At 72.7% G+C, this 21,174-nt stretch carries 21 protein-coding genes; 10 read left to right on the top strand and 11 right to left on the bottom strand.

Annotated features, from left to right (window positions below; all coding sequences use genetic code 11):
- Window positions 1-14: 14 nt before the first annotated feature.
- The 3 genes from AB0F15_RS26225 to AB0F15_RS26215 all read right to left on the bottom strand — a co-directional run bounded on the left by AB0F15_RS26225 (window position 15) and on the right by AB0F15_RS26215 (window position 3,177).
- The gene (locus AB0F15_RS26225; RefSeq protein WP_360275382.1) at window positions 15-1,358 is read right to left on the bottom strand and encodes an NtaA/DmoA family FMN-dependent monooxygenase; all 1,344 of its coding nucleotides are present in this window, start codon (window positions 1,356-1,358) and stop codon (window positions 15-17) included.
- Window positions 1,359-1,369: 11 nt separating this feature from the next.
- Window positions 1,370-2,575 (bottom strand): LLM class flavin-dependent oxidoreductase, encoded by a 1,206-nt coding sequence (locus tag AB0F15_RS26220; RefSeq protein ID WP_360275379.1) that lies wholly within the window; start codon window positions 2,573-2,575, stop codon window positions 1,370-1,372.
- Window positions 2,576-2,688: 113 nt separating this feature from the next.
- Window positions 2,689-3,177 carry a carbonic anhydrase gene (locus tag AB0F15_RS26215; protein WP_360275376.1) on the bottom strand — a complete coding sequence of 163 codons (489 nt, stop codon included), beginning with the start codon at window positions 3,175-3,177 and terminating at the stop codon, window positions 2,689-2,691.
- A gap of 336 nt (window positions 3,178-3,513) precedes the next feature.
- On the opposite strand from AB0F15_RS26215, the gene AB0F15_RS26210 reads away from it, so the two are divergent.
- The 5 genes from AB0F15_RS26210 (at window position 3,514) to AB0F15_RS26190 (ending at window position 9,594) form a co-directional block, all read left to right on the top strand.
- Window positions 3,514-4,452, top strand: a complete 939-nt coding sequence (locus AB0F15_RS26210; protein WP_360275373.1) for an ABC transporter permease — start codon at window positions 3,514-3,516, stop codon at window positions 4,450-4,452.
- On the top strand, window positions 4,452-5,447 hold the full coding sequence (locus tag AB0F15_RS26205) for an ABC transporter permease (protein WP_360275370.1): 996 nt from the start codon (window positions 4,452-4,454) through the stop codon (window positions 5,445-5,447). The genes AB0F15_RS26210 and AB0F15_RS26205 overlap by 1 nt, the downstream gene beginning before the upstream one ends.
- Window positions 5,448-5,457: 10 nt before the next feature.
- Window positions 5,458-7,137 (top strand): ABC transporter substrate-binding protein, encoded by a 1,680-nt coding sequence (locus tag AB0F15_RS26200; protein WP_360275367.1) that lies wholly within the window; start codon window positions 5,458-5,460, stop codon window positions 7,135-7,137.
- Entirely contained in the window at window positions 7,134-8,843 is a 1,710-nt protein-coding gene (locus tag AB0F15_RS26195) for an ABC transporter ATP-binding protein (protein ID WP_360275364.1), read from the top strand. Before AB0F15_RS26200 ends, AB0F15_RS26195 begins: the two co-directional genes overlap by 4 nt.
- Window positions 8,844-9,024: 181 nt before the next feature.
- Entirely contained in the window at window positions 9,025-9,594 is a 570-nt protein-coding gene (locus AB0F15_RS26190; protein ID WP_360275361.1) for a copper resistance CopC family protein, read from the top strand.
- Window positions 9,595-9,713: 119 nt separating this feature from the next.
- Here the strand turns inward: AB0F15_RS26190 and AB0F15_RS26185 are convergent, their stop codons facing one another.
- Window positions 9,714-10,085: a hypothetical protein gene (locus AB0F15_RS26185; protein WP_360275358.1), complete on the bottom strand. Its 372-nt coding sequence runs from the start codon at window positions 10,083-10,085 to the stop codon at window positions 9,714-9,716.
- A 27-nt stretch (window positions 10,086-10,112) separates the two neighbouring features.
- Between AB0F15_RS26185 and AB0F15_RS26180 the strand changes: the two genes are divergently transcribed.
- From AB0F15_RS26180 to AB0F15_RS26170, 3 genes are all read left to right on the top strand, one after another.
- Window positions 10,113-10,361 carry an acetamidase/formamidase family protein gene (locus tag AB0F15_RS26180; protein ID WP_360275356.1) on the top strand — a complete coding sequence of 83 codons (249 nt, stop codon included), beginning with the start codon at window positions 10,113-10,115 and terminating at the stop codon, window positions 10,359-10,361.
- On the top strand, window positions 10,358-11,053 hold the full coding sequence (locus tag AB0F15_RS26175) for an acetamidase/formamidase family protein (RefSeq protein ID WP_360275353.1): 696 nt from the start codon (window positions 10,358-10,360) through the stop codon (window positions 11,051-11,053). The genes AB0F15_RS26180 and AB0F15_RS26175 overlap by 4 nt, the downstream gene beginning before the upstream one ends.
- Window positions 11,054-11,128: 75 nt before the next feature.
- The gene (locus AB0F15_RS26170; RefSeq protein ID WP_360275350.1) at window positions 11,129-11,722 is read left to right on the top strand and encodes a hypothetical protein; all 594 of its coding nucleotides are present in this window, start codon (window positions 11,129-11,131) and stop codon (window positions 11,720-11,722) included.
- Between the two features lie 12 nt (window positions 11,723-11,734).
- Here the strand turns inward: AB0F15_RS26170 and AB0F15_RS26165 are convergent, their stop codons facing one another.
- Window positions 11,735-12,667 (bottom strand): MBL fold metallo-hydrolase, encoded by a 933-nt coding sequence (locus AB0F15_RS26165; RefSeq protein ID WP_360275347.1) that lies wholly within the window; start codon window positions 12,665-12,667, stop codon window positions 11,735-11,737.
- Window positions 12,668-12,754: 87 nt separating this feature from the next.
- Here AB0F15_RS26165 and AB0F15_RS26160 point away from each other — a divergent pair, with 87 nt between their 5' ends.
- Window positions 12,755-13,627, top strand: a complete 873-nt coding sequence (locus tag AB0F15_RS26160; protein ID WP_360275345.1) for an AraC family transcriptional regulator — start codon at window positions 12,755-12,757, stop codon at window positions 13,625-13,627.
- Between the two features lie 24 nt (window positions 13,628-13,651).
- Here the strand turns inward: AB0F15_RS26160 and AB0F15_RS26155 are convergent, their stop codons facing one another.
- Window positions 13,652-14,716: an aldo/keto reductase gene (locus tag AB0F15_RS26155; protein WP_360275342.1), complete on the bottom strand. Its 1,065-nt coding sequence runs from the start codon at window positions 14,714-14,716 to the stop codon at window positions 13,652-13,654.
- Window positions 14,717-14,832: 116 nt separating this feature from the next.
- Between AB0F15_RS26155 and AB0F15_RS26150 the strand changes: the two genes are divergently transcribed.
- Window positions 14,833-15,666 (top strand): helix-turn-helix transcriptional regulator, encoded by an 834-nt coding sequence (locus AB0F15_RS26150; RefSeq protein ID WP_360275340.1) that lies wholly within the window; start codon window positions 14,833-14,835, stop codon window positions 15,664-15,666.
- Here the strand turns inward: AB0F15_RS26150 and AB0F15_RS26145 are convergent, their stop codons facing one another.
- From AB0F15_RS26145 to AB0F15_RS26125, 5 genes are all read right to left on the bottom strand, one after another.
- Window positions 15,667-17,364 carry a protein kinase gene (locus AB0F15_RS26145; RefSeq protein ID WP_360275337.1) on the bottom strand — a complete coding sequence of 566 codons (1,698 nt, stop codon included), beginning with the start codon at window positions 17,362-17,364 and terminating at the stop codon, window positions 15,667-15,669. It abuts the gene before it with no gap.
- 118 nt (window positions 17,365-17,482) lie between these two features.
- Window positions 17,483-18,322 carry a class II fructose-bisphosphate aldolase gene (locus AB0F15_RS26140; protein ID WP_360275334.1) on the bottom strand — a complete coding sequence of 280 codons (840 nt, stop codon included), beginning with the start codon at window positions 18,320-18,322 and terminating at the stop codon, window positions 17,483-17,485.
- Window positions 18,319-19,266 carry a hexose kinase gene (locus tag AB0F15_RS26135; protein WP_360275332.1) on the bottom strand — a complete coding sequence of 316 codons (948 nt, stop codon included), beginning with the start codon at window positions 19,264-19,266 and terminating at the stop codon, window positions 18,319-18,321. The genes AB0F15_RS26140 and AB0F15_RS26135 overlap by 4 nt, the downstream gene beginning before the upstream one ends.
- Window positions 19,263-20,201: a DMT family transporter gene (locus AB0F15_RS26130; RefSeq protein ID WP_360275330.1), complete on the bottom strand. Its 939-nt coding sequence runs from the start codon at window positions 20,199-20,201 to the stop codon at window positions 19,263-19,265. The genes AB0F15_RS26135 and AB0F15_RS26130 overlap by 4 nt, the downstream gene beginning before the upstream one ends.
- A complete protein-coding gene (locus tag AB0F15_RS26125; protein WP_360275327.1) occupies window positions 20,198-21,172 on the bottom strand; it encodes a BadF/BadG/BcrA/BcrD ATPase family protein in 975 nt (324 codons plus the stop codon). Before AB0F15_RS26125 ends, AB0F15_RS26130 begins: the two co-directional genes overlap by 4 nt.
- Window positions 21,173-21,174 lie beyond the last annotated feature (2 nt).

The following is a 21,174-nucleotide window of genomic DNA, read 5'->3' as shown; positions in this document are numbered from 1 at the left end:
TCGCCGAAGGACGCTCACCCCTCGGGCAGCTCGATCCCGAGGTGGTCGCGCAGGGTGGTGCCGGTGTATTCGGTCCGGAAGGAGCCGCGCTCCTGCAGCAGCGGCACCACCGTGTCGGCGAATTCGTCGAGCCCGCCGGGGGTGACGTGCGGGACGAGGATGAAGCCGTCGCTCGCGTCGGCCTGGACGAGGTCGTCGATCGCCGCCGCCACCGTCGCGGGCGAGCCGATGAACGTCTGCCGTCCGGTGACCTCGATGATCAGGTCGCGGGTGGACAGGTTCTTCGCCTCGGCGAGCTGCCGCCATTCCCGGGCGGTGGCCAGCGGGTCGCGGTACATGCGGACGCTGGCGCGGCCGGGGGCGATCGTGGTGTCGCTGACGACGGGGTCGGTCGAAGGCAGCGGGCCGTCCGGGTCGTGGCCGGACAGGTCGGTGTTCCAGACCTGTTCGAGGAACTTGATCGCGGTCTGCCCGCTGACCTGCTGCCGCCGCACGACGTGGGCGCGCTCGTGGGCGTCGGCGTCGGTGTCGCCGAGCACGAACGTCGCCGCGGGCAGGATCACCAGCTGCTCCGGCGTCCGGCCGTACTTCGCCAGGCGGCCCTTGACGTCGGTGTAGAACGCCTGCCCCGCTTCGAGGGTGCCGTAGCGGCTGAAGATCGCGTCGGCGGTGGCCGCGGCGAATTCCCGGCCCTCGTCGGAGTCGCCGGCCTGGATGATCACCGGGCGGCCCTGGGGGCTGCGCGGCACCGGGAACCGGCCTTCGATGTCGAAGTGCGCGTCGTGGTGGGCGAAGGCGCCCGCGCCGGGGTCGCGCAGGAACACGCCGGTCCCGGCATCGGCGGCGATCTCGTCACCGCGCCAGGAGCCGAACAGCTCCCACGCGGTCCGCAGGAACGTTTCGGCGCGCTCGTAGCGCTGGTCCTGGGGGAGGAAGCCGCCGCGGCGGAAGTTCTCGCCGGTGAAGGCGTCCCACGACGTGACGACGTTCCAGGCGGCGCGCCCGGCGGAGAGGTGGTCGAGCGAGGCGAACTGGCGAGCCACCTCGAAGGGCTCGTTGAACGTCGAGTTGATCGTGCCGGCCAGGCCGAGCCGCTCGGTGACGGCGGCCAGTGCGGCGAGCACGGTGAAGGTGTCCGGGCGGCCGACGACGTCGAGGTCGTAGATCTGCCCGTTCTGCTCGCGCAGCCGCAGGCCTTCGGCGAGGAAGAAGAAGTCGAACTTCGCGCGCTCGGCGGTCTGCGCGAGCTTGACGAAGGAGCTGAACTCGATGTGGCTGCCGGCTTCGGGGTCGCTCCACACGGTCGTGTTGTTGACGCCGGGGAAGTGCGCCGCGAGGTGGATCTGCTTCCGGGTCATCTCGGTCCTCCTCAGACGGCGGCGTAGCGGTTGGCGGGACGGGCGAGACCGAGCAGCCCGCGCAGGGTGTTCGCCTCGTACTCGGTGCGGAACGCTCCGCGGGACCGCAGTTCGGGGACCAGGCCGCGGGTGATCGCGGTCAGGTCGTGCGGGATCGCGCCCGGCCGCAGCCGGAAGCCGGAGAGCCCGGCGGCCTGCCAGTCGAGCAGGAGGTCGGCGAGGCCGGCCGGGGTGCCGGTGAAGACGTGTGCGTCGGACGAGTACTCCGCGCCCGACAGGTCGTCGAGCCGGGCTCGGCGATCCGCCGCGGCCTGGTCCGTGTCGCCGAGGAACACGACGACATCGGCGAAGACGTGCAGCGTCTCGTCACCGCGCCCGGCTCGTTCCTGCTCGTCGCGCACCGCCGCGACGATCGCGGCGGCCTGCTCGCGGTCGGACGGCGTCACGTAGACGACGTCGGCGGACCGGGCGGCGAGCCGGTACGGGACGGCGGCGTGGGCCAGCGCGGTGACCGGCGGCTGGCCCTGCGGCGGCCGCGGCGTGATCGACGGGCCCTTGACGGAGAACCAGCGGCCTTCGAAGTCGATGTAGTGCAGCTTCTCGCGGTCGACGAACCGGCCGGTGGCGACGTCGCGGATTTCGGCGTCGTCCTCCCAGGAGTCCCACAGCCGGCGCAGCACCTCGACGTAGTCCGCGGCCTCGTCGAAGAGGTCGGCCAGCGGGCTGGGCCGGTCCGGCTCGGCGGCGTCCTCGAGCCGGAACTCGCCGAACTCGCGGCGGCCGAAGTGCCGGTTGTCGTCGGCGCGCCCGGCCACCTGCACCCGGACCCCGGCCCGGCCGGTGCTGACGTAGTCGAGCGTGGCGATCGCCTTGGACAGGTGGAACGGCTCGGTGTGCGTGACGACCGCGGTCGGCACGAGCCCGATGCGGGAGGTGAGCGGGGCGACGCGGGCGGCGATCAGGACCGCGTCGAGCCGGCCCTGGACGAGGTCGGTCCGCTCGCCGGGCCGGTCGAGGTGGTTCGCGGTCTGCAGGGCCAGGGAGTCTTCGATGGTGACGAAGTCCAGCTTGCCCGCCTCGGCCTCGCGGACCAGATCGGCCCAGTACCCGGCGGTGAGCAGCTCGCGTGGCCGTGCGCCGGGTTCCCGCCAGGCGGCGGGGTGCCACCCCGCCCCGTCCAGTGCGACGGCGATCCGCGGTCCCGTTCCTGCTGCCATCCCGGCGTTCCCTTCTCTTCGGTCCTCGTCCGCAGTGTGCGCCGGATTCCGTGTCCCGGGCGGGACCGGCCAACTGCTGGGACGAGCGGGGAACGCCGGGAATAAACCGCGGGTCATCCCACTTCGTTCAGCTTTCCGGTGGCGACGTCGAAGACGAAGCCCCGCACGGACTCCTTCTTCGGGATGAACGGGCTGTTCCGGATCCGGGCGATCGACTGGCGCACGTCCTCGTCGAGATCGGTGAAGGATTCCGCGGCCCAGGCGGGTTTGACCCCGACCTCCTCCTGGATGGACTTCTTGAAGGCGTCGTCGGTGAAGGTGAGCATGCCGCAGTCGGTGTGGTGGATGAGGATGATCTCCTCGGTGCCGAGCAGGCGCTGGCTGATGGCGAGCGAGCGGATTTCGTCCTCGGTGACGACGCCGCCGGCGTTGCGGATCACGTGGGCCTCGCCTTCGTCGAGACCGAGGACGCCGTAGACGTTGAGGCGGGCGTCCATGCAGGCGAGCACGGCGACGTGCTTGGACGGCGGCAGCGGCAGCGGCCCGGTGAAGTTCGCGGCGTAGTCGGCGTTGTTGGCCAGGAGCTCGTCGGTGACCGACATGGTGGTCCCTTTCGCGTAGTGGAGTGGACCGAGTGGACGTGCCCACGCCGTGTGGGCGCAACCGCGCCCACGCCCTGGGAACGGTCCGTTGCGGGGCCTGTTTCCCCCGTCGCCGCACCAGAAACGCCGGTCGATCCCTCGCCGGGGCGGTGCTGGTGTCCGGCCGCGCCGGCGTGTCCGCGTGGTGGAAGAAAATCGGGCACTCAGCCATAAATCACCACATCGGGCGGGAACTTGCCGTCCAAATCGTGAGATCGTGGACAGATCACTGGGTTCGGCAGGAGAAGTTCCTTAAGGTCCTGGTGGTCACTCGATCGGCCGAACCTTGAAGGTGCTGTGGTCAACCCTCCGCCGACACCCACCGGTGTCCCGGCCCTCGCGGCACGTTCGCTGCCGGCCGCCGTGTGGCGCGCCGTCCGCTCCGGGCGGTGGACGTCCGTCTGTGCGCTCCTGATCGTCGTCATCGTGCTGCTCGCCGCCGGGGCCGACCTGTTCGTCCTCCTCGAAGGGCAGGACCTCGTCCCGGACATCGCCACGCTCGGCCCGACCGGGTTGCCCGCCGGCGCGCTGGGCGGCGTGAGCGGGGCGCACTGGTTCGGGGTCGAGCCGCTGACCGGCGTCGACCTCTTCGCGCTCGTCGCGCACGGCGCGCGGACGTCGCTGCTCGTCGGCCTCGGCGCCACGGTGCTGGGCACCGTGCTCGGCGTCCTGCTCGGGGTCAGCGCCGGCTACCTCGGCGGCTGGTGGGACCGCCTGGTGACCTGGACCGCCGACGTCATCCTCGGCTTCCCGTACCTGATCTTCATGATCGCGCTCGGCGCGGTCCTGCCGGTCGACTTCCCCCGGCAGGTCACGCTGATCGTCGTCCTCGGGCTCTTCGGCTGGCCGCGCGTGGCCCGGATCGTCCGGGCACAGGCACTGACGCTCGCCAAGCGCGACTTCGTCGCCGCGGCGCGGGTCATGGGCGGCGGGCCGTGGCACGTGTTCACGAAGGAGCTGCTGCCCAACCTCTGGGCGCCGATCATCGTGGTGGCCAGCCTGTCCATCCCGTCGATGATCGGCAACGAAGCCGCGCTCTCGTTCCTCGGCGTCGGCGTCCTGCCCCCGACACCCAGCTGGGGCCGCACCATCAGCGCCGCCATCGACTTCTTCGAAACCGACCCGATGTACCTGGTCTTCCCCGGGCTCCTGCTGTTCCTCATCACGCTGGCGTTCAACGTCGTCGGCGACGCGATCCGCGACACCCTCGACCCCCGCTCCGGGAGTGTGGCCTGATGCGCACCGCCCGGTTCGTGGCCACCCGGTTCGCCGGGATGCTGCTGGTGCTGTTCGTCGTCGCCTTCGTGACGTTCGTGGTGTTCTACGTCCTGCCCGCCGACCCGGCCCGGATGGCGTGCGGCCGGCCGTGCTCACCCGAGGGCCTGCAGCTGGCGCGGGAGTTCATGGGCTACGACGTCCCGTGGTACCGGCAGTTCTTCGACTTCCTCGGTGGCATCTTCGGCGGCCGCACGTTCGGCACCGGCGTCGCGGCGATCCACTGCACCGCACCCTGCTTCGGCTGGGACTTCCAGAACAACGTCGACGTGCTCAGCGAGATCGGCGGCCGGATCGAGGTCAGCTTCTCGGTCGCGCTCGGCGCGGCGGTGATCTGGATCGTCCTGGGCGTCGGCCTCGGCGTGCTTTCGGCGCTGCGGCGCGGAACCGCCGTCGACCGGATCACGATGGCCACCGCGATGGCCGGGGTGTCCATGCCCGCCTACCTGGCCGGGATGATCGGCATCACGATCTTCGCGTTCGCGCTCGACGTCGTCCCGAAGTCCGGGTACGTGCCGCTGACCGAGAACCCCGCGCAGTGGGCGTGGCACCTCGTGCTGCCGTGGTTCGTGCTGGCCTTCCTGCACGCGGCGATCTACGCGCGGCTCACCCGCGGGCAGATGCTCGAGACCCTCGGCGAGGACTACATCCGCACCGCCCGGGCGAAGGGCCTCACCGAGCGGAAGGTCGTGGGCCGGCACGCGCTGCGCAACGTCCTGCTGCCGATCGTCACGGTCTTCGGCGTCGACCTCGGCGGGCTGCTGGCCGGGACGGTGATCACCGAGCGGATCTTCGGCATGGCCGGGGTCGGGCGGCTGCTGGTCGACGCGATCGCGTCGCTCAACCTGCCGGTCCTGCTCGGCGTGACGTTGTTCTCGGCCCTGCTCGTCACGGTCCTGAACTTCCTGGTCGATCTCTGCTACGGCGCGCTCGATCCGCGAGCCCGCCTCGTCTGAAGGGGACATGATGAAACGGGGACACTGGCTTTCGCTCGTCGCGGGGGTGACGGCCGCAGTCACGCTGCTGACGGCGTGCGGCGCCAACGACACACCGGCCGGGCCGGGCGGCACCGTCAAGCCGGGCGGGAACCTCCTCCTGCTCAACGACGGGCCCTCGATCACGTGGGACCCGGCGAAGAGCTCGAACCTGGTCGTCACCACGCTCGGGTTGATCCACCGCCGCTTGACGTCGTGGGACGTCGCCCCGGGCAAGGACACCACGATCGTGCCCGACCTGGCCACCGACACCGGCCGCCCGGGTGACGGCGGCAAGACGTGGACGTTCACCCTCAAGGACGGCCTCAAGTACGCCGACGGCACCGCCATCACCTCGGCGGACGTCAAGTGGGGCCTGGAGCGCTCGTTCGCGCCCGCGTTCTCCGGCGGCCTGGCCTACCACAAGGACCTGCTCTCGCCGGGCCTGGCGTACAAGGGCCCGTTCGAGGGCAAGGAACTCGACACCATCCAGACGCCGGACGCGAAGACGATCGTCTTCCACCTCGCCCGTGCGTACGGCGACTTCAACTGGGTCGCCAGCACGCCGGCGTTCTCGCCGGTGCCGAAGGGCAAGGGGGCCGAGGCGAACTACGGTGACCACCCGGTCGCGTCCGGGCCGTACCAGCTGCAGAGCTACGAGCGCGGCAAGGCGGCGAAGCTGGTGCGCAACCCGAACTGGAGCCGCGAAGAGGACACCACGCGCAAGGCGTACGCGGACACCGTCGACTTCGAGCTCGGCCAGGACACCAGCGTCATCTCCAAGCGGCTGATCGACGACACCGGCAAGGACCGCAACGCGTTCGGCATGTCGTTCGCCTCGCCCGCCCAGCTGGCGCAGATCCAGAGCAACGCGTCGGCGAAGTCGCGGCTGGTGACGTCCGAATCCGGGGCGCTGGCCTACCTTTCCCTGAACACCCAGCGCGGGAACCTGACGAACCCGAAGGTGCGCCAGGCGTTCCAGTACGCCGTCGACAAGGCCGCGTACCAGGTCGCCAGCGCCGGCAGCGCCCAGCTGGCCGGCGACGTCGCCACCACGCTCATCACCCCGGGCCTGCAGGGCCGCGAGCAGTACGACCTGTACCCGGCACCGCCGTCCGGCGACCCGGCGAAGGCCAAGCAGCTGCTGGCCGAGGCGGGCTTCCCGAACGGGCTCGACGGTCTCGTTCTGGCCACCCACAACGAAAACGGCTACCCGGAGAAGGCCGCGGCAATCCAGGCGTCGCTCGCGCGGGCGAACATCAAGGTCACCATCAAGCCGCTCGACGAGGACACCTACACGTCCGAAGTGGACACCAAGGGCCTCTCGGACTACGACCTGACGCTCACCTCGTGGCAGCCCGACATCCCGTCGGCCAACGCGAACATCCAGCCGCTGTTCCAGTCGACCGAGATCGGCAACGGCGGGGTCAACGAGTCCCGCTACCACAACCCCGACGTCGACAGGCTCATCACGGAGGCACAGGCGACGGTGGATCCGGCCGAGGCGGGCAAGAAGTGGGCGGCGCTGGACAAGAAGATCCTCGCCGACTCGCCCGTCGTGCCGCTCATCTACACCCGCAACTCGTTCCTGCACGGGTCGCAGGTCGGTGACGTGCAGATCGGGCGGTTCCCGGCCTACGTCGACTACCGCAAGTTCGGGATCGTCCAGTGACCGGAGCCGGGCTCCTGCGGCTGCACGACGTCGCGGTCTCGTTCGGGGACGTCGAAGCCGTCCGCGGGGTCGGTTACGAGGTCCGCGCGGGCGAAGTCGTCGCGGTGGTCGGGGAGTCCGGCTCCGGCAAGACGGTCACCGCGATGTCCCTGCTCGGCCTGCTCCCGCCCACGGCTCGCGTGACGGGCCGGGCGGAGCTGGCCGGGCGGGACCTCTACGCGATGACCCCGGCCGAGCTGCGGGCGGTCCGCGGCGGCGAGGTCGGCATGGTGTTCCAGGAGCCGATGAGCGCGCTGAACCCGGTGTTCACCATCGGCGACCAGCTCGTCGAAGCCGTCCGCACGCACCGGTCGCTCGCCGCCCCCGCGGCCCGGGAACGGGCGGTCGAGCTGCTCGGCCTGGTGGGGCTGCCCGCGCCGCGCGAACGGTTCCGGTCGTACCCGCACGAGCTGTCCGGCGGGCAGCTGCAGCGCGTCGTCATCGCGATGGCGGTGGCGAACGAGCCGAAGCTGCTGATCGCCGACGAGCCGACCACCGCGCTCGACGTCACCGTGCAGGCGGAGATCCTCGAGCTGCTGCGGGACCTCCGCGCCCGGCTGGGCACGGCGATCCTGCTGATCACGCACGACATGGGCGTGGTCGCCGATCTCGCCGACCGGGTGGTCGTGATGCACGACGGCCGAGTCGTCGAGCAGGGCGACGTCCGGACGATCTTCACCGCGCCGGCCGAGGACTACACGCGGCAGCTGCTCGGCTCGGTCGTCTCGCTCAGCAGCGCGGCGACGACCGGGCTCGAACGCGCGCTGGCCGCGGAGGTGTCGGTGGGGCCGGGGCACGTCGCCGCGTCCGGGCACCCCGCGGCGGCGTCGGTCCCCGACGTGCCCGCCCAGGCACCGCTGCTGCGCGTGGAGAACCTGTCGGTGACCTACCGCGGCCGGTTCCGCGCGATGGCCGTGCACGCCGCCGCGGGGGTGAACCTGCACGTCGAACCCGGCGAGGTGCTCGGCCTGGTCGGGGAGTCGGGCTCGGGCAAGAGCACGGTGGCCCGGGCGGTCACCGGGCTGATCGCCCCCACGACGGGAGCCGTGCGCATCGGGGACGCGGACATCACCCGCGTGCGCGGCCGGGCGGCGAAGGCCTTGCGACGCCGGATCGGCGTCGTGTTCCAGGACCCGCTGTCCTCGCTGAACCCGCGCACCACGGTGGGGGAGAGCGTCGCGACCCCGCTGCGGCTGCACCACGCGGCCCGCGGATCCGAAGTGGACGGACGAGTCGCGGGCCTGCTCGAAGCCGTCCAGCTGTCGCCCGCGCTGGCCGCCCGCTATCCGCACGAGCTGTCGGGCGGCCAGCGGCAGCGCGCGTGCATCGCGCGGGCCCTGGCGCTGCGCCCGGACCTGCTGGTGGCCGACGAGCCGACGAGCGCGCTCGACGTCACCATCCAGGCCCGGATCCTCGACCTGCTGCGCGAGCTGCGGCAGGAGTTCGGCTTTGCCTGCCTGTTCATCAGCCACGACCTCGCGGTGATCGAGCAACTGGCCGACCGGGTCGCGGTGATGCACCGCGGGCACGTCGTCGAGCAGGGGCCGGCCAAGGAGGTCCTGACCGCGCCGGCGCACCCGTACACCCAGCGGCTGCTGTCGGCGGCGCCGGTCGCCGACCCGGACGCCCAGCGACGGCGCCGCGAAGCCTGGCGGCAGCTGCACTGAAGCAGCCGGTGCCGTGGTTTCCGAGTGCTCAGCGCCGTGGTTCCGCGCCGGTCCGCGCTCATCAGCCGATCAGGTGACGGCTACCCGGAGGAAGCGCCGTAGCGAGCCGTTGCGTATTCTCGGCGCTGCTCATCGTCGGCACTGCGGAGAGTCCTATTCGCCACGAAATCGAGGAAACCGCATGAAGATCGCCAGGCTTTTCGCCGCCGCCTTGCTTGCGCTGGCCGGGTTGCTGGCTTTCGCCGGACCCGCGTCCGCCCATGCCGCGCTCAAGTCGAGCTCGCCGGCCGAGGGCGCGAGTCTCGCGGCCGCGCCCAAGAAGGTCGAGCTGACCTTCGAAGAGGCCGTGACGCTGCAGCCGGACCCGATTTCGGTGACCGGTCCGGACGGTGCGAAGTGGACGGTCTCGACGCCGGCGGTGACCGACGCGACGATCACGGCCGCGGTGGTCCCCGCCGGCCCCGCCGGGGCGTACACGCTGACGTACAAGGTCGTCTCGGACGACGGTGACAAGGTGACCGGCGCGGTGCACTTCACCCTCACCGCGCCCGCTTCGCCGCCCACCACGGCCGGCTCGGCCGCACCGACGTCGTCCGCGGCGGCGGCCCCCGCCACGACGGCGTCGCCGGCTCCCGCCGCGTCGAGCGACACCGGCGGGGGCGTCCCGGCGTGGGTGTGGATCCTGAGCGCGGTCGTGGTCGTCGTGGCCGCGGTGGTGGTCGGGCTGCGGCTGCGGCGGTCCCGGCCGTAGGTTGACGGGTCCTCACGTGGCCGGGCCGGAGAGCACGGCGGTGGGCCGTGGCCCTGGCGGTCCTTTTCGGACTGCCGGCGGCCGAACCGGCCCAGCCCGCCGCGGCGCCCTCGTCACCTCTACGGCGAGCCGGATTCCCCCGCGCTCATCAGGCCGCGCGACGACGGCCGGCCGGCCGGCCGGTGCGGGAAGCGGCGGCGCGGACCCCGGCCGTCGTCCTGGGCCCGGGGCTCCCAGCCGAGTGCGACGTCCTCGTGCGGCGCGGGCTCGACGCGTGCGCTCGGGCCCGGCGTCGACGTCCGGCGGTGCCGGCGGCGCACGCCGTAGAGGAGCCCGACCCCGGCCACGAGCAGGCCGTGCGACAGCACCCGGGCCAAGGTGACCTGGCTGTCGGCGAGGTCGATGGCGGAGACGAGGCCGAGGATCGCGACGAACCCGGCCAGCGCGGGCAGCAGCCCCGCCGCGGTCGCCGGGCGCAGGGCGAACCGCACCGGCTTCCGGCGACGCGTGAGACCACTGTGGACGTCTTCGACCGGGACACGCCCCCCGTGCTCACGGTGAGCTCGGGCGAGGCGATCGTGGTCGGCTCGCTCGACGCCGCGGGTCACCTGGAACACCGGGTGGCGGGCCCGGCGATGTTCCCGGCCCGGCGCGGGCACTGCCTGACCGGGCCGATCGAAGTGCGCGGCGCCGAGCCGGGCATGGTCCTGCGGGTGCACTTCGCCTCGATCACGCCCGGGGACTGGGGCTGGACCTCCGCGGGGTGAAGGACAACGCGCTCAACCGCAGGCTGGGCGTGGCCGGCGGGCCGGGCTCGTGGCTGACGTGGGACATCGGCGAGGGGACGGCCACCAGCAACCTCGGCCACACCGTCCGCGTCGCGCCCTTCCTCGGTGTCGTGGGCTTCCCGCCCGCCGAGCCGGGACCGCACTCCACCATCCCGCCCCGCGCGGCCGGCGGCGGCAACATCGACTGCCGCGACCTCGTCGCCGGGTCCACGGTGGTGCTGCCGGTGACCGTGCCCGGCGCGCTGCTGCACCTGGGCGACGGCCACGCCGCGCAAGGCCACGGCGAAGCCGGCGGGACGGCGATCGAATGCCCGATGACCACCGAAGTCACCCCGACCCTCTCGGCGAGCCCCGCGGTCCCGGGCATCCACGCGGAGACCCCGGAAGGCCGGGTCACGTTCGGGTTCGGCGCCGATCTCAACGAGGCCATGGCCGACGCGCTGGCCGCCATGACGACCTGGCTGCAGCAGCTCTACGCCGTGGACCGGCCGACCGCGCTGGCGCTCGCCAGCCCCGTCGTCGACCTGCGGATCACCCAGGTGGCCAACGAGACGTGGGGGTGCACGCGGTCCTGCCGCACGGTTCGATCCGGTGACGGCCGCGCGAGCCGGCACCCTGCCATGACGCACCCGCAGATGGTCAAAGAGGCAGACTTCCCCGACGCCGGTTGACGTTCCCCGCACCGGACACGAAGATCCGGCCGACGAAGCCCGGCGCCGAACACCGGCTGAGCCAGGAGGAAACCCTTGACCGGCAGCACGATCGTCCCGGCGCGGCCGGCGGCGCGGTGGTTCTTCCCGTTGGTGCCGCCGATGGTCCTGCTCGTGGCGGCGTGTGGTCCGGCGCGCGTGGCCGGGTCGGCGAGCCCGGCGTCGACGGGCCCGGCCGGCCCGGCGGCGAGCGTCACGGCCCCGTCTCCGGCGCCGCCCGCTTCCGGCGCGGAGACGCCCGGGGCCGCGGTCGAGCGGTGGGTCACCCAGATCCTGGAAGAGCGGTACACCGAGGCGTGCCTTTCCGGTGCTCCGCTGCTGCCCGCCGGTCAAGACGCCGAGGCGCTGTGCCAGAGCCCCCAGGCCTTGTCGAGCGCCAAGTCACTGCGCGCGGCCTGGGCGAAGCCGGGTGTCGACCTGCCCCCGCAGGGCAAGGTCGAGGTGGCCGCCGTGCCGGCGAAGGGCAGCAAGGTCACCGTGCCGGACACGGCGGTCGAGCTCGACGGCCGTACCCTGCACAGTCTCGAACTCATCGGTGCCACCGGCGACACCGGATCGTTCAGCCTCAGCCTCAAGGTGGAGAAACACGCGGGAGCTTGGTACGTCACGGGTTTCGACCTCAAGGCCTGACCGCTCCACGGATCACGACAGCAGCGGTGACACCGCTCCCGGAGCTTCCGCGCCCCAGCGGCGGATCGCGAACCGGCTGCCGTCGCGGCGGACTTCCGCTGCGCCCGGTCCGCCGAAGTGGGCGGGGATGACGAGTTCGGCGGTGTCCGCGGCGCGTTCGAGGACGCCGCGCCGGGTGGTGGCGGCCTGCTGTGGGTCTTCGCAGAAGCAGCTGCTGTGCTCCGGTGCCAGGATCTGGACCGGGCTGTGCAGCAGGTCCCCGACGAACACCGCCCGATCGCCGCCGGACGACACGCGCAAGACCGATGAGCCCGGCGTGTGGCCGGGCGCGGGTTCGAGCGTCAGGTTCCGGTCGATGCGGTGGCTGCCTTCCCACAGCACGGTCCGGCCGAGCACGGGGGCGACGCTGTCGGCGTAGACCAGCAGGCTGCCTTCGCGGCGCAGCTGCTCGTGCCCGGTGCGGGGAGCGGGGCGGCGATGGGCGTTCTGCGGGTCGAAGTACACCTGGTCGGCGCGGGGGATCAGGTAGGTGGCCCGGGGGAAGGTCGGCACCCATTCGCCGTTGCGGAGCTCGGTGTTCCAGCCGACGTGGTCGTAGTGGATGTGCGTGTTGACGACGACGTCGACGTCCTCCGGCCGGACGCCCGCGGCGGCCAGCCGGTCGAGGAAGGGTGTCGCCAGGTGGTCGAACAGGGGGACCTGCGGTCGTTGCCGGTCGTTGCCGACGCCGGTGTCGACCAGGATCACCCGGCCTTCGCTGCGGAGCACCCAGGTCTGCACGGCGCCGCGGTAGCCGCCGGTTTCCGGGTTCCAGTGGTCGGGCGCGAGCCAGGCGGCGTTGTCCGTCCAGAGCCGGGGCGGGCTGCCGGGGAGGATGGACCGCGCCGGGGCGATCTCGCCCCGCCACTCGACGACGCGCACGACTTCTACTTCACCGATGTGCATGGCTCCACGCTAGGACGCACAAATGAGTGTTTCCATGCGTGATCGTCTCACCCTGATGCTTGGGCGTCTCAGGGCTACGATGGCTGGGTGGACGTCCTCAGTGATGCGATCGCCGCGGTTCGGATCGGGAAGCCCGTGTCGAACCGCCTCCGGGCCGGTGCGGCGTGGTGCTACCGCTTCGCCCCCTACGAGGGCGCGGGCTTCCACGTGCTGCTGCGCGGCAGCGGCTGGCTGCTCCCGGACGACGGGACGCCGGTGCCGCTCGGGCCCGGCGACGCGGTCCTGGTGCCGCACGGCGGCGCGCACACCCTGTCCTCGACGCCGGACGCCACCGGCGCGGTGCCGTTCGAAGCGGCGGTGGCCGAGCCGGACGGCCGGACCGAGTTCCTGTGCGGCAAGTACCGGCTGGCCCACGCGCGGCGGCACCCGCTGCTCGCGAGCCTGCCGGAGGTCGTGCACCTGCCCGCCGAGGTCGGCCGTCACCCCGAACTGCGCGCGGCCATCGAGCTGCTCGGCGGTGAGGTGACCGGCAGGCGGCCGGGTTCGGCCACGGTCCTCACCGGCCTGCTGGACCTGCTGCTGGTCTACCTGATCCGCGCGTGGCTGGACGGCAACCCGGGCACGGGCTGGCCGCAGGCGCTGCGGGACCCCGAAATCGCCGCCGCACTGGAGGCCCTGCACGAGCACGCCGAAGCGCCGTGGCGGATCGAGGACCTGGCCGCCCGGGTGGGCCTTTCCCGGGCGACCCTCGCCCGCCGGTTCACGGCGCTGACGGGACAGCCGCCGATGGCGTACCTGACCTGGTGGCGGCTGACGACGGCGGCGCGCCTGCTCCAGGACACGGATCTGCCCCTGCCGTCGATCGCCGCGAAGGTGGGCTACACCTCGCCGTTCGCGTTCTCGCACGCGTTCAAGCGCCGGTTCGGCGTCGCGCCGGGCGGCTTCCGCGCCGGCCGGTGACGGCAGCGCGGCCCTCGGCCGGGGTCAGCGGCGGCTTTCGAGCTTCAGGTCGCCGGTGGTCACCGCGCGGATGTGGTCACTGGCGAGCAGGTCGTGCGGGTAGCCGAGGTCGATCGCACTGACCTCGGCGAGCCGGGCCAGGTGCTCGCCGGAGAAGCCGACCTCCAGGGCGCCGAGGTTCGCCACCAGCTGCTCGGGGGTGCGAGCGCCGATGACGGGTGCCGTCACGCCCGGGTTCTGCAGGGTCCAGGCCAGTGCGACCTGGGCCGGGGTGTGGCCCAGGTCCGCGGCGACTTCGCGCACGACGTCGGCGATGGCGAGGGTGCGTTCGGTGACCATGCCCAAGCCGGCGTTGAAGCTCTTGCGGGTGCTTTCCGCGGAGCCGGCGTCCGGCGCGCTCAGGTCGGCGTGGCTGTACTTGCCGGAAAGCACGCCACCGCCCAGCGGGGAATACGGGGTCACGCCCAGCCCCATGGCCCGTGCCATCGGGATCAGGTCGCGTTCCGCGCCGCGGTTGACGAGGCTGTACTCGATCTGCAGCGCGACCAGCGGCGACCAGCCGCGCAGGTCGGCGATCGTCTGCATGCGCGCGATTTCCCAGGCCGGAGCGTTGGACATCGCCACGTAGAGGACCTTGCCGTCGTGGACCAGGTCGTCCAGGCCGCGCAGGATCTCCTCGACCGGTGTCGTGGTGTCCCACACGTGCAGGAAGAGCAGGTCGAGGTAGTCGGTTTTCAGCCGGCGCAGGCTTTCCTCCACCGACGCGAACAGGTTCTTTCGGTGCGCGCCGCCGGAGTTCGGGTCGCCGGGCCGGCGCAACGTCGAGTACTTCGTCGCCAGCACCAGGCTTTCGCGGTGGTCGCGGGTGAATTCGCCGAGCATGCGCTCGGCGCTGCCGCCCGTGTAGGTGCCGGCGGTGTCGATGAAGTTGCCGCCGCGGTCGAGGTAGGTGTCGAACAGCTTGCGTGCCTCGTCCCGCTCGGCGCCCCAGCCCCACTCGGTGCCGAAGGTCGCCGTGCCGAGGGCCAGTGGTGAGACCCGCAGCCCGGAACGGCCCAGCAGCCGGTAGGTGTCGAGGGTGAGCGGCATGGTGTCCTCCGGTGTTCGTGATCGTGGTCGAGCACCAGCCTGCGGCCACCGCGAGCCGGGGGTAAGGGAAGGAAGTTCCTGGGAACACCAGTCCCACCCCGGCTGTTGGACCAGCCATGATCACCGCCACCGTGGACGTCACAGAAGAACTCGCCGCATTCCTGCGGACCCGGCGCGAACGGCTGGACCCGCGGGACTTCGGCCTGCCGGCGCGCCGGCAGGCCCGGCGGACCCCGGGACTGCGCCGCGAAGAGGTCGCCGAACTGGCCGGGATCAGCACCGACTACGTCGTGCGGCTGGAACAGGCCCGCGGGCTGCGGCCCTCGGCGGACGTGGTGGAGGCGCTGGCCGGGGCGCTGCGCCTGACCCCCGACGAGCGCGCGTACCTCTTCGGCCTGACCCGGCAGCGTCCTCGCCACGACGGCAAGCTCGCCACCACCGTGGCGCCGTCGCTGAGCCGGCTGGTCGCCGACCTGTCGCCACTGCCGGCCATGGTGATGAACCACCGCTACGACATCCTGGCCTGGAACCGCGAGATGGCGAAGCTGCTCCTGGACTTCGGCACCCTGCCGCCGGCCCAGCGCAACGCGATGTGGCTGTGCCTGATCCACCCGGAGACACGGGAGTACTACGTCGACCGCGAACGCGTGGTGCGGGAGGGGATCGCCCACCTGCGTGCCGCGTGGGCCGCGCATCCGCAGGACCAGGCGCTGACCGACCTCATCACCGAATGTCTCGCTCGTGACGAGCGATTCGCGCGGGGGTGGGCCGAGCAGGACGTCGAGGTCAACGGACGCGGGCAGAAGGTGATCCGGCACCCCGACGTCGGCGAGCTCGCCGTCCGGTTCGAAACGCTGGTGCCCCTCCAGGACCCGGACCAGCTCCTGGTGATCCACCGAGCCGCGGACGAGGAGAGCCAGTCGGCGCTGGACGAGCTCTGCGCGCGGTGATCAGCCGGCTGGTGCGACGGTGGGGGCGACGAGGTCGAACAGCTGGGACAGGTCCGGTTCGCGGTCGATGGGGACGGTGACCGCCACCGTCCACAGGTCCCGGCCGTGCGGCAGCGCGCGCAGCTGGGTGCTGCGGCCGGGGGACGGTCCGAGGTCGCGGGCGCGGTAGAACACGTCCACCGTGGCGGGCGACGACGAGTCCACTGTGGTCACCCGGGCGCCCTCGTGCACCACTCCCGGCAGGATCAGCAGGTTGTCGACGTAGTCCTCGGTGCCGGCTTTGACGTCGTAGAAGCCGGCCAGGCGTTCGACCCGGATCTCCTGGCGGGCGTCCGGGGAGACGTAGTTGACGATGCCCACGGGCGGCGGCCCCTTGCTCGCGTGGGGATCGGCGTACTCGACCCAGGTCCCGGGGACCTTGAGGGTGAAGGTCGTGCCCGGCTCGTCGCCCACTCTCATGGTGCCGGTGTGGTCGACGAGGGCGAACTTCGGCGCCGGGGCCGGCGGGGAGCTGCCGGCGGCGAGAGGGGCGGCCGGGGCGGGAGAATCCTCGCCGGTCCGGCCGAAGACGATGATCCCGCCCGCGGTCAGCGCCGCGACCACCAGCGCGGCGGCAGCCCACCCGAGCGTTCGGCCTCGACGCCGGCGGTGGGGTTGCGCGGGCGGCTCCGCGAACGGCAGCGGGCCGGGGCCGGACGCCAGCGGAGCCGGCTCGCTCGCCGGCGCGGGGCCGCCGGCCGAGGGGAACGCTGGTGCCGGCCGGGAAGCGGGGCGGCGCACCCCGGTGACGCCGGCAGCGGGAATGTCCCACAGCGACTGGCCCGGGTCGGGCAGCACGGGACGCACCAGCCGGCGCACGTCGGCCAGCGGCATCCGCGCCGCCGGGTCCTTGATCATCAGCCCGGCGATGACCGTGTGCAGCGGCCCGGCCCCGGCCAGGCTCGGCACGGCGCCGTGCACCACCTCGTGCACGGTGTCCAGCGGGTCGCCGTTCACGTCGTAGGGCGGCCGGCCCGCCACCGCGGCGAACAGCGTGGCGCCGAGCTCCCACAGATCCGCCGCCGGCGTGGTCGGCTGGCCACTGGCCAGTTCCGGAGCGATGTAGGCCGGCGTGCCGAGCATCAGCCCGGCGTGGGTCATGGTGGCCTCGGCGACGCTGCGGGCCAAGCCGAAGTCGGTGAGCTTGACCAGCCCGTCCTCGCCGAGCAGCACATTGCCCGGCTTCACGTCGCGGTGGGTGATACCGCGCCGGTGGGCGGCCTGCAACGCCGCGGCCACCGCGTCCGCGACCGCGGCGGCCCGCGCCTGGTCCAGCGGTCCCCGGTCGGCGACCAGCGTCGCCAGGCTGACCGAGGCGACCAGTTCCATCACCACGAACGGCTCGTCGTCCTGCCGGACCACGTCGTGCACGGTCACGACGTTCGGGTGCGACAGCGCCGCGATCGCGCGCGCCTCCCGCATGGCCCGTTCCCGCAGCTCCACGGCCGCGCCGGCGGGCATCCCGGGCGGCAGCAGGACTTCCTTCACCGCCACGTCCCGCCGCAACAGTTCGTCGTAGGCCGCCCACACCGTGCCCATGGAGCCGCGCCCGAGCAGCCGGCCCAGCCGGTAGCGGCCCCCGATCACCCGCGGCCGGTGCGGCGCCGACGGATTCCGCCCGGCCGCAGCGGGCGTGTCGTTCCGGTCGGGGTGAACCACCGCTGCATTCTGCTCCACCGCGAGAAACGTGCCTCACCCTGGGCGCCGGTCACGCAGCCGTGATGGCGGTTCGGGAACGCCCGGGCACAGCGCGTGACCGCTCCTCGCGGCGCGGCGCTCAGGTGTCACGCACCCGAAGCAGGCGCAGGAGCCGGGCGACCTCGTCGCGGACCTCGTCGCGCCCGGGCGCCAGGTAGCGGCGGGGATCGGTGAGGTCGGCCCGTTCGGCGAGGGTGGCGCGGACCGAACCGGTGAGCACCTGGTTCAGCCGGGTGCCGATGTTCACCTTCGCGATGCCGCGGGCCACCGCTCGCCGGATGCCGTCGTCGGGGACTCCCGAGGAACCGTGCAGGACCAGGGGAACGGGGACCGCCGCCGCCAGTGCGCCGATGAGCTCGTCGTCGAGCACGGCGTCGCGGCCGGCCATCGCGTGCGAGGATCCGACGGCGACGGCGAGCGAGTCGACGCCGGTCGCGGCGACGAACCCGGCCGCCTCGGCCGGATCCGTGCGCACGCCCGGGGCGTGCGCGCCGTCCTTGCCGCCGATCTCCCCGAGCTCGGCCTCCACCCAGCAGCCGGCGGCGTGACACCGCCCGGTCACCTCGCGGGTGACCGCGATGTTGGCTTCGTAGCCCAGGGTCGCGGCGTCGAACATGATCGACCGGATCCCGAGCGCGAGGCCTTCGCCGACCAGCCGCCGGTCCTCGATGTGGTCGAGGTGGACCAGCACCGGCACCGACGCACCGGCCGCCAGGCGCAGGCACGCGACGGCGAACGGCTCGAGCGAGCCGTGGTACCGGATCGCGTTCTGGGAGATCTGCAGGATGACCGGCAGGCCCGCCTGCTCGGCGCCGGCCACGATGGCCTCCGCGTGTTCCAGCAGGATCGCGTTGAACGCGCCGACCGCCCGAGGTTCGTCTCGCAGCGGGGCGAAGATGGCCGCGGCGTCCGCGTTCACGCCGTCTCCCGTACGGTGACCGCGCCGAGCCAGCCGGATCTGGCCTCGGCGTCGATCTCGCCCGCGACCGGTTCCCGCACGCTGGCCGCCGACGTCGCGACCACGTCCGCGAGGGCGGCCGGCCAGTCCACTCCGGACACCGAGCCGGCGGCCGCGAGGTGCCGGGCCAGTGCCGCGGCGGCGGCGTCCCCCGCACCGGTGGGGTTTCCGGCGACGGCTTCCACCGGCCGGGCGCTCCAGGCACCTCCCGGCGTCACGGCGATCACGCCGTCCTCGCCCGCGGTGGCCACGACCGCGGCGGCGCCGTCGCGGACCAGCCGGCGCCCGGCGGCCGTGACGTCCGCGGCGGACCGGGGGAGCGGGCCGAGCAGCTGGGCCAGTTCGTGGCGATTGGGCATGAGCACGGCTCCGGCCGTCGCGACCGCGCGCAGCGCCGCGCCGGAGACGTCGGCGATGACCGGGACGCCGTACCCGGCGCACACCGCGACCAGCCGGGCGGGGACCTCGGCGGCGAGCCCGGGCGGGACGCTGCCCGAGATGACGGCCGCACCGGCGCCGGCGGCCAGTTCGGTGCGCAGCACGGCCGTGATGGCGGCCTCGGCCCCGGTCGTCACCTCGGCGCCCGGTTCGTTGAGGTTCGTCGTCGTGCCGTCGTCGGCGACCACGGCGACGGTCCGGCGGACCGACTCGCACGCGGGCACCAGCCGGTGGCGCAGGCCGAGCGCGTCCAGACCGGCCCGGAACCCGTCCGGTTGCGCGAACCCGGCGAAGGCGAGCACGAGGCTGTCACCACCGAGACCCCGCACGACCGAGGCGACATTGACCCCCTTCCCGCCGGCGCGGGTGCGGACCTCCGTGACGGGAACCGTCGTGCCGGCTTCGAGCGCGGGGATCCGGTAGGTGACGTCGATGGCCGGGTTCAGCGTGACCGTCAGGATGGTCACGACGCCGGTTCCCGCGGCTCGACGGCGGGGGTGAGCTCGCCGGTCTTCTCCGAGCTGTAGACCATCAGCGACGACCCCACGAGCGCCAGGACGATCCCGCCGAGCTGGAAACCGGTCGGCAGCGTCTGGAACACGATCAGCGACAGCACGATGGTCAGGACGGGGGCCAGGGCGTTCGTGACCGGCGCGACGATCGAGGCCTTCCCCCGGCTCATGGCCATCACGAGGAAGAGCGCGCCGACCGCGTTGAGCAGCTGGGTGATCGCCGTCAGCGCGGGTGCCTGCCAGGGGAACGACAGCGGCAGGCCGCCCATCATGACGAGGGCGACGGGGATCAGCAGCAGGCCGCTGACGGTCATCCAGCCGAACGTCGTCGCGTCGTTGACCCCGACGACCGCGGCCTTGCGCATGAAGTACGCCTGCACCCCCCACGCGACGCACACGAGGATCGCCAGCAGCAGGTACGGGCCGGTGGCTTGTGCCGCGGCACCGGAGGAGACCGAGAACAGGACGATGGACACGAGGGCCAGCGCGACGCCGATCCAGCTCAGTGTGCTGAGCCGCTCGCGCAGGGCCCCGAACGCCATCAGGACCGTGATCGCCGGCGACAGCGCGACGATGGGGAAGATGATGTAGGCCGGGCCGATGGTGAGCGCCTTGAACAGCACCAGCTGCCCACCGGCCCCGGTCAGCCCGATCAGCAGGCCGTACACCGCGGCGATCGGGCGGCGGTCGATCTTCCGCCCGCGCAGCGAAAACCAGGCGGGGATGAGCATCGTGACCGACCAGATGACGTAGACCATCGGGTCCGGGTACTTGTAGAGCGACGTCGGGAGGCTCGAGAAGGCGCCCCAGACGCCCCAGAACAGGACCAGCAGGCCGGCGTAGGGGATCCAGGCGGCGCGACGGTGGACGGGCGCGTGCGGTGTCGTCATGTCAGCCTCTCGAGGTCAGGCGCCGGCCGGGAGCCCGGTCGGGGGTGAACGGGGTGACCGGACAGCCGGGCGGCGTAGACGGCCGCGCCGACGTGCGGGGGCAGCAGCGGCTCACGCAGGTCGTAGCCGTGCGGACTGCTCGCGAGCGCCTCGCGGAAGGCGTCCAGCACGTGCGGGACGCCGAACATGCCGCCGGAGTAGGAGACGGGCACGGTCTCGTCCGCGCCGAAGCCGAGAGCGCCGGCGCCGACGTCGACGTGCAGCGCGAGTTCCCGGGCGGCCTCGCGCAGGATCTCGACGGCCCGGGGGTCGCCCGCGTCCGCGGCGCGGGTGACGACCTTGCTCAGACCGGCGATCTTCCCCCGGTCGCCGTGCCACCGGTTGACGACGACGTCGATGACGTCGAGGTCGGTGGCCAGGCCGAGCTCGACGCGCATCTCGTCGGCCAGGACTCCGGCGGGCTGGCGCCCGTCGCTCATCCGGCTGAACGCGGCGAGTCCCTTGACCGCCACCCAGTATCCCGAGCCTTCGTCGCCGAAGAGCTCGCTCCAGCCACCGCCCCGCCACCGGCGGCCCCGGTTTTCGCCGTAGGCGATCGAGCCGGTCCCGGCCACGACGTTGATCCCGTCGGCACCGCCGAGGGAAGCCGCCCAGCCGCAGATCATGTCGTTGCCGCACGCGTAGCCGACCGGGCCCAGGATCCGCGCGGGCAGCGCGTCCAGCACCGGGACGTCGGCGCTGATCTCGCCGTAGCAGGGAATGCCGAAGAAGGCGTAGGACAGCCGGCCGGGCGAAACGCCCGCGGTGGCGCAGACTTCGTCGATGCCTTGGCGCAGCAACGGTTCGACGATGCCGATGCCCTGCATGAGGTAGTAGATGCTGGCCGTGCGGGCCTCGGCGAGCACGGTCCCGTGCGCGTCGATGAGGCAGAACGCGGTCTTGGTGCCACCGCCGTCCACTCCCAGGAACATGG

Source organism: Amycolatopsis sp. NPDC026612 (genome assembly GCF_040638285.1).
In the GTDB taxonomy this organism is placed as follows: Bacteria; Actinomycetota; Actinomycetes; order Mycobacteriales; family Pseudonocardiaceae; genus Amycolatopsis.
This window is presented reverse-complemented; position numbering and strand designations above follow the sequence as displayed.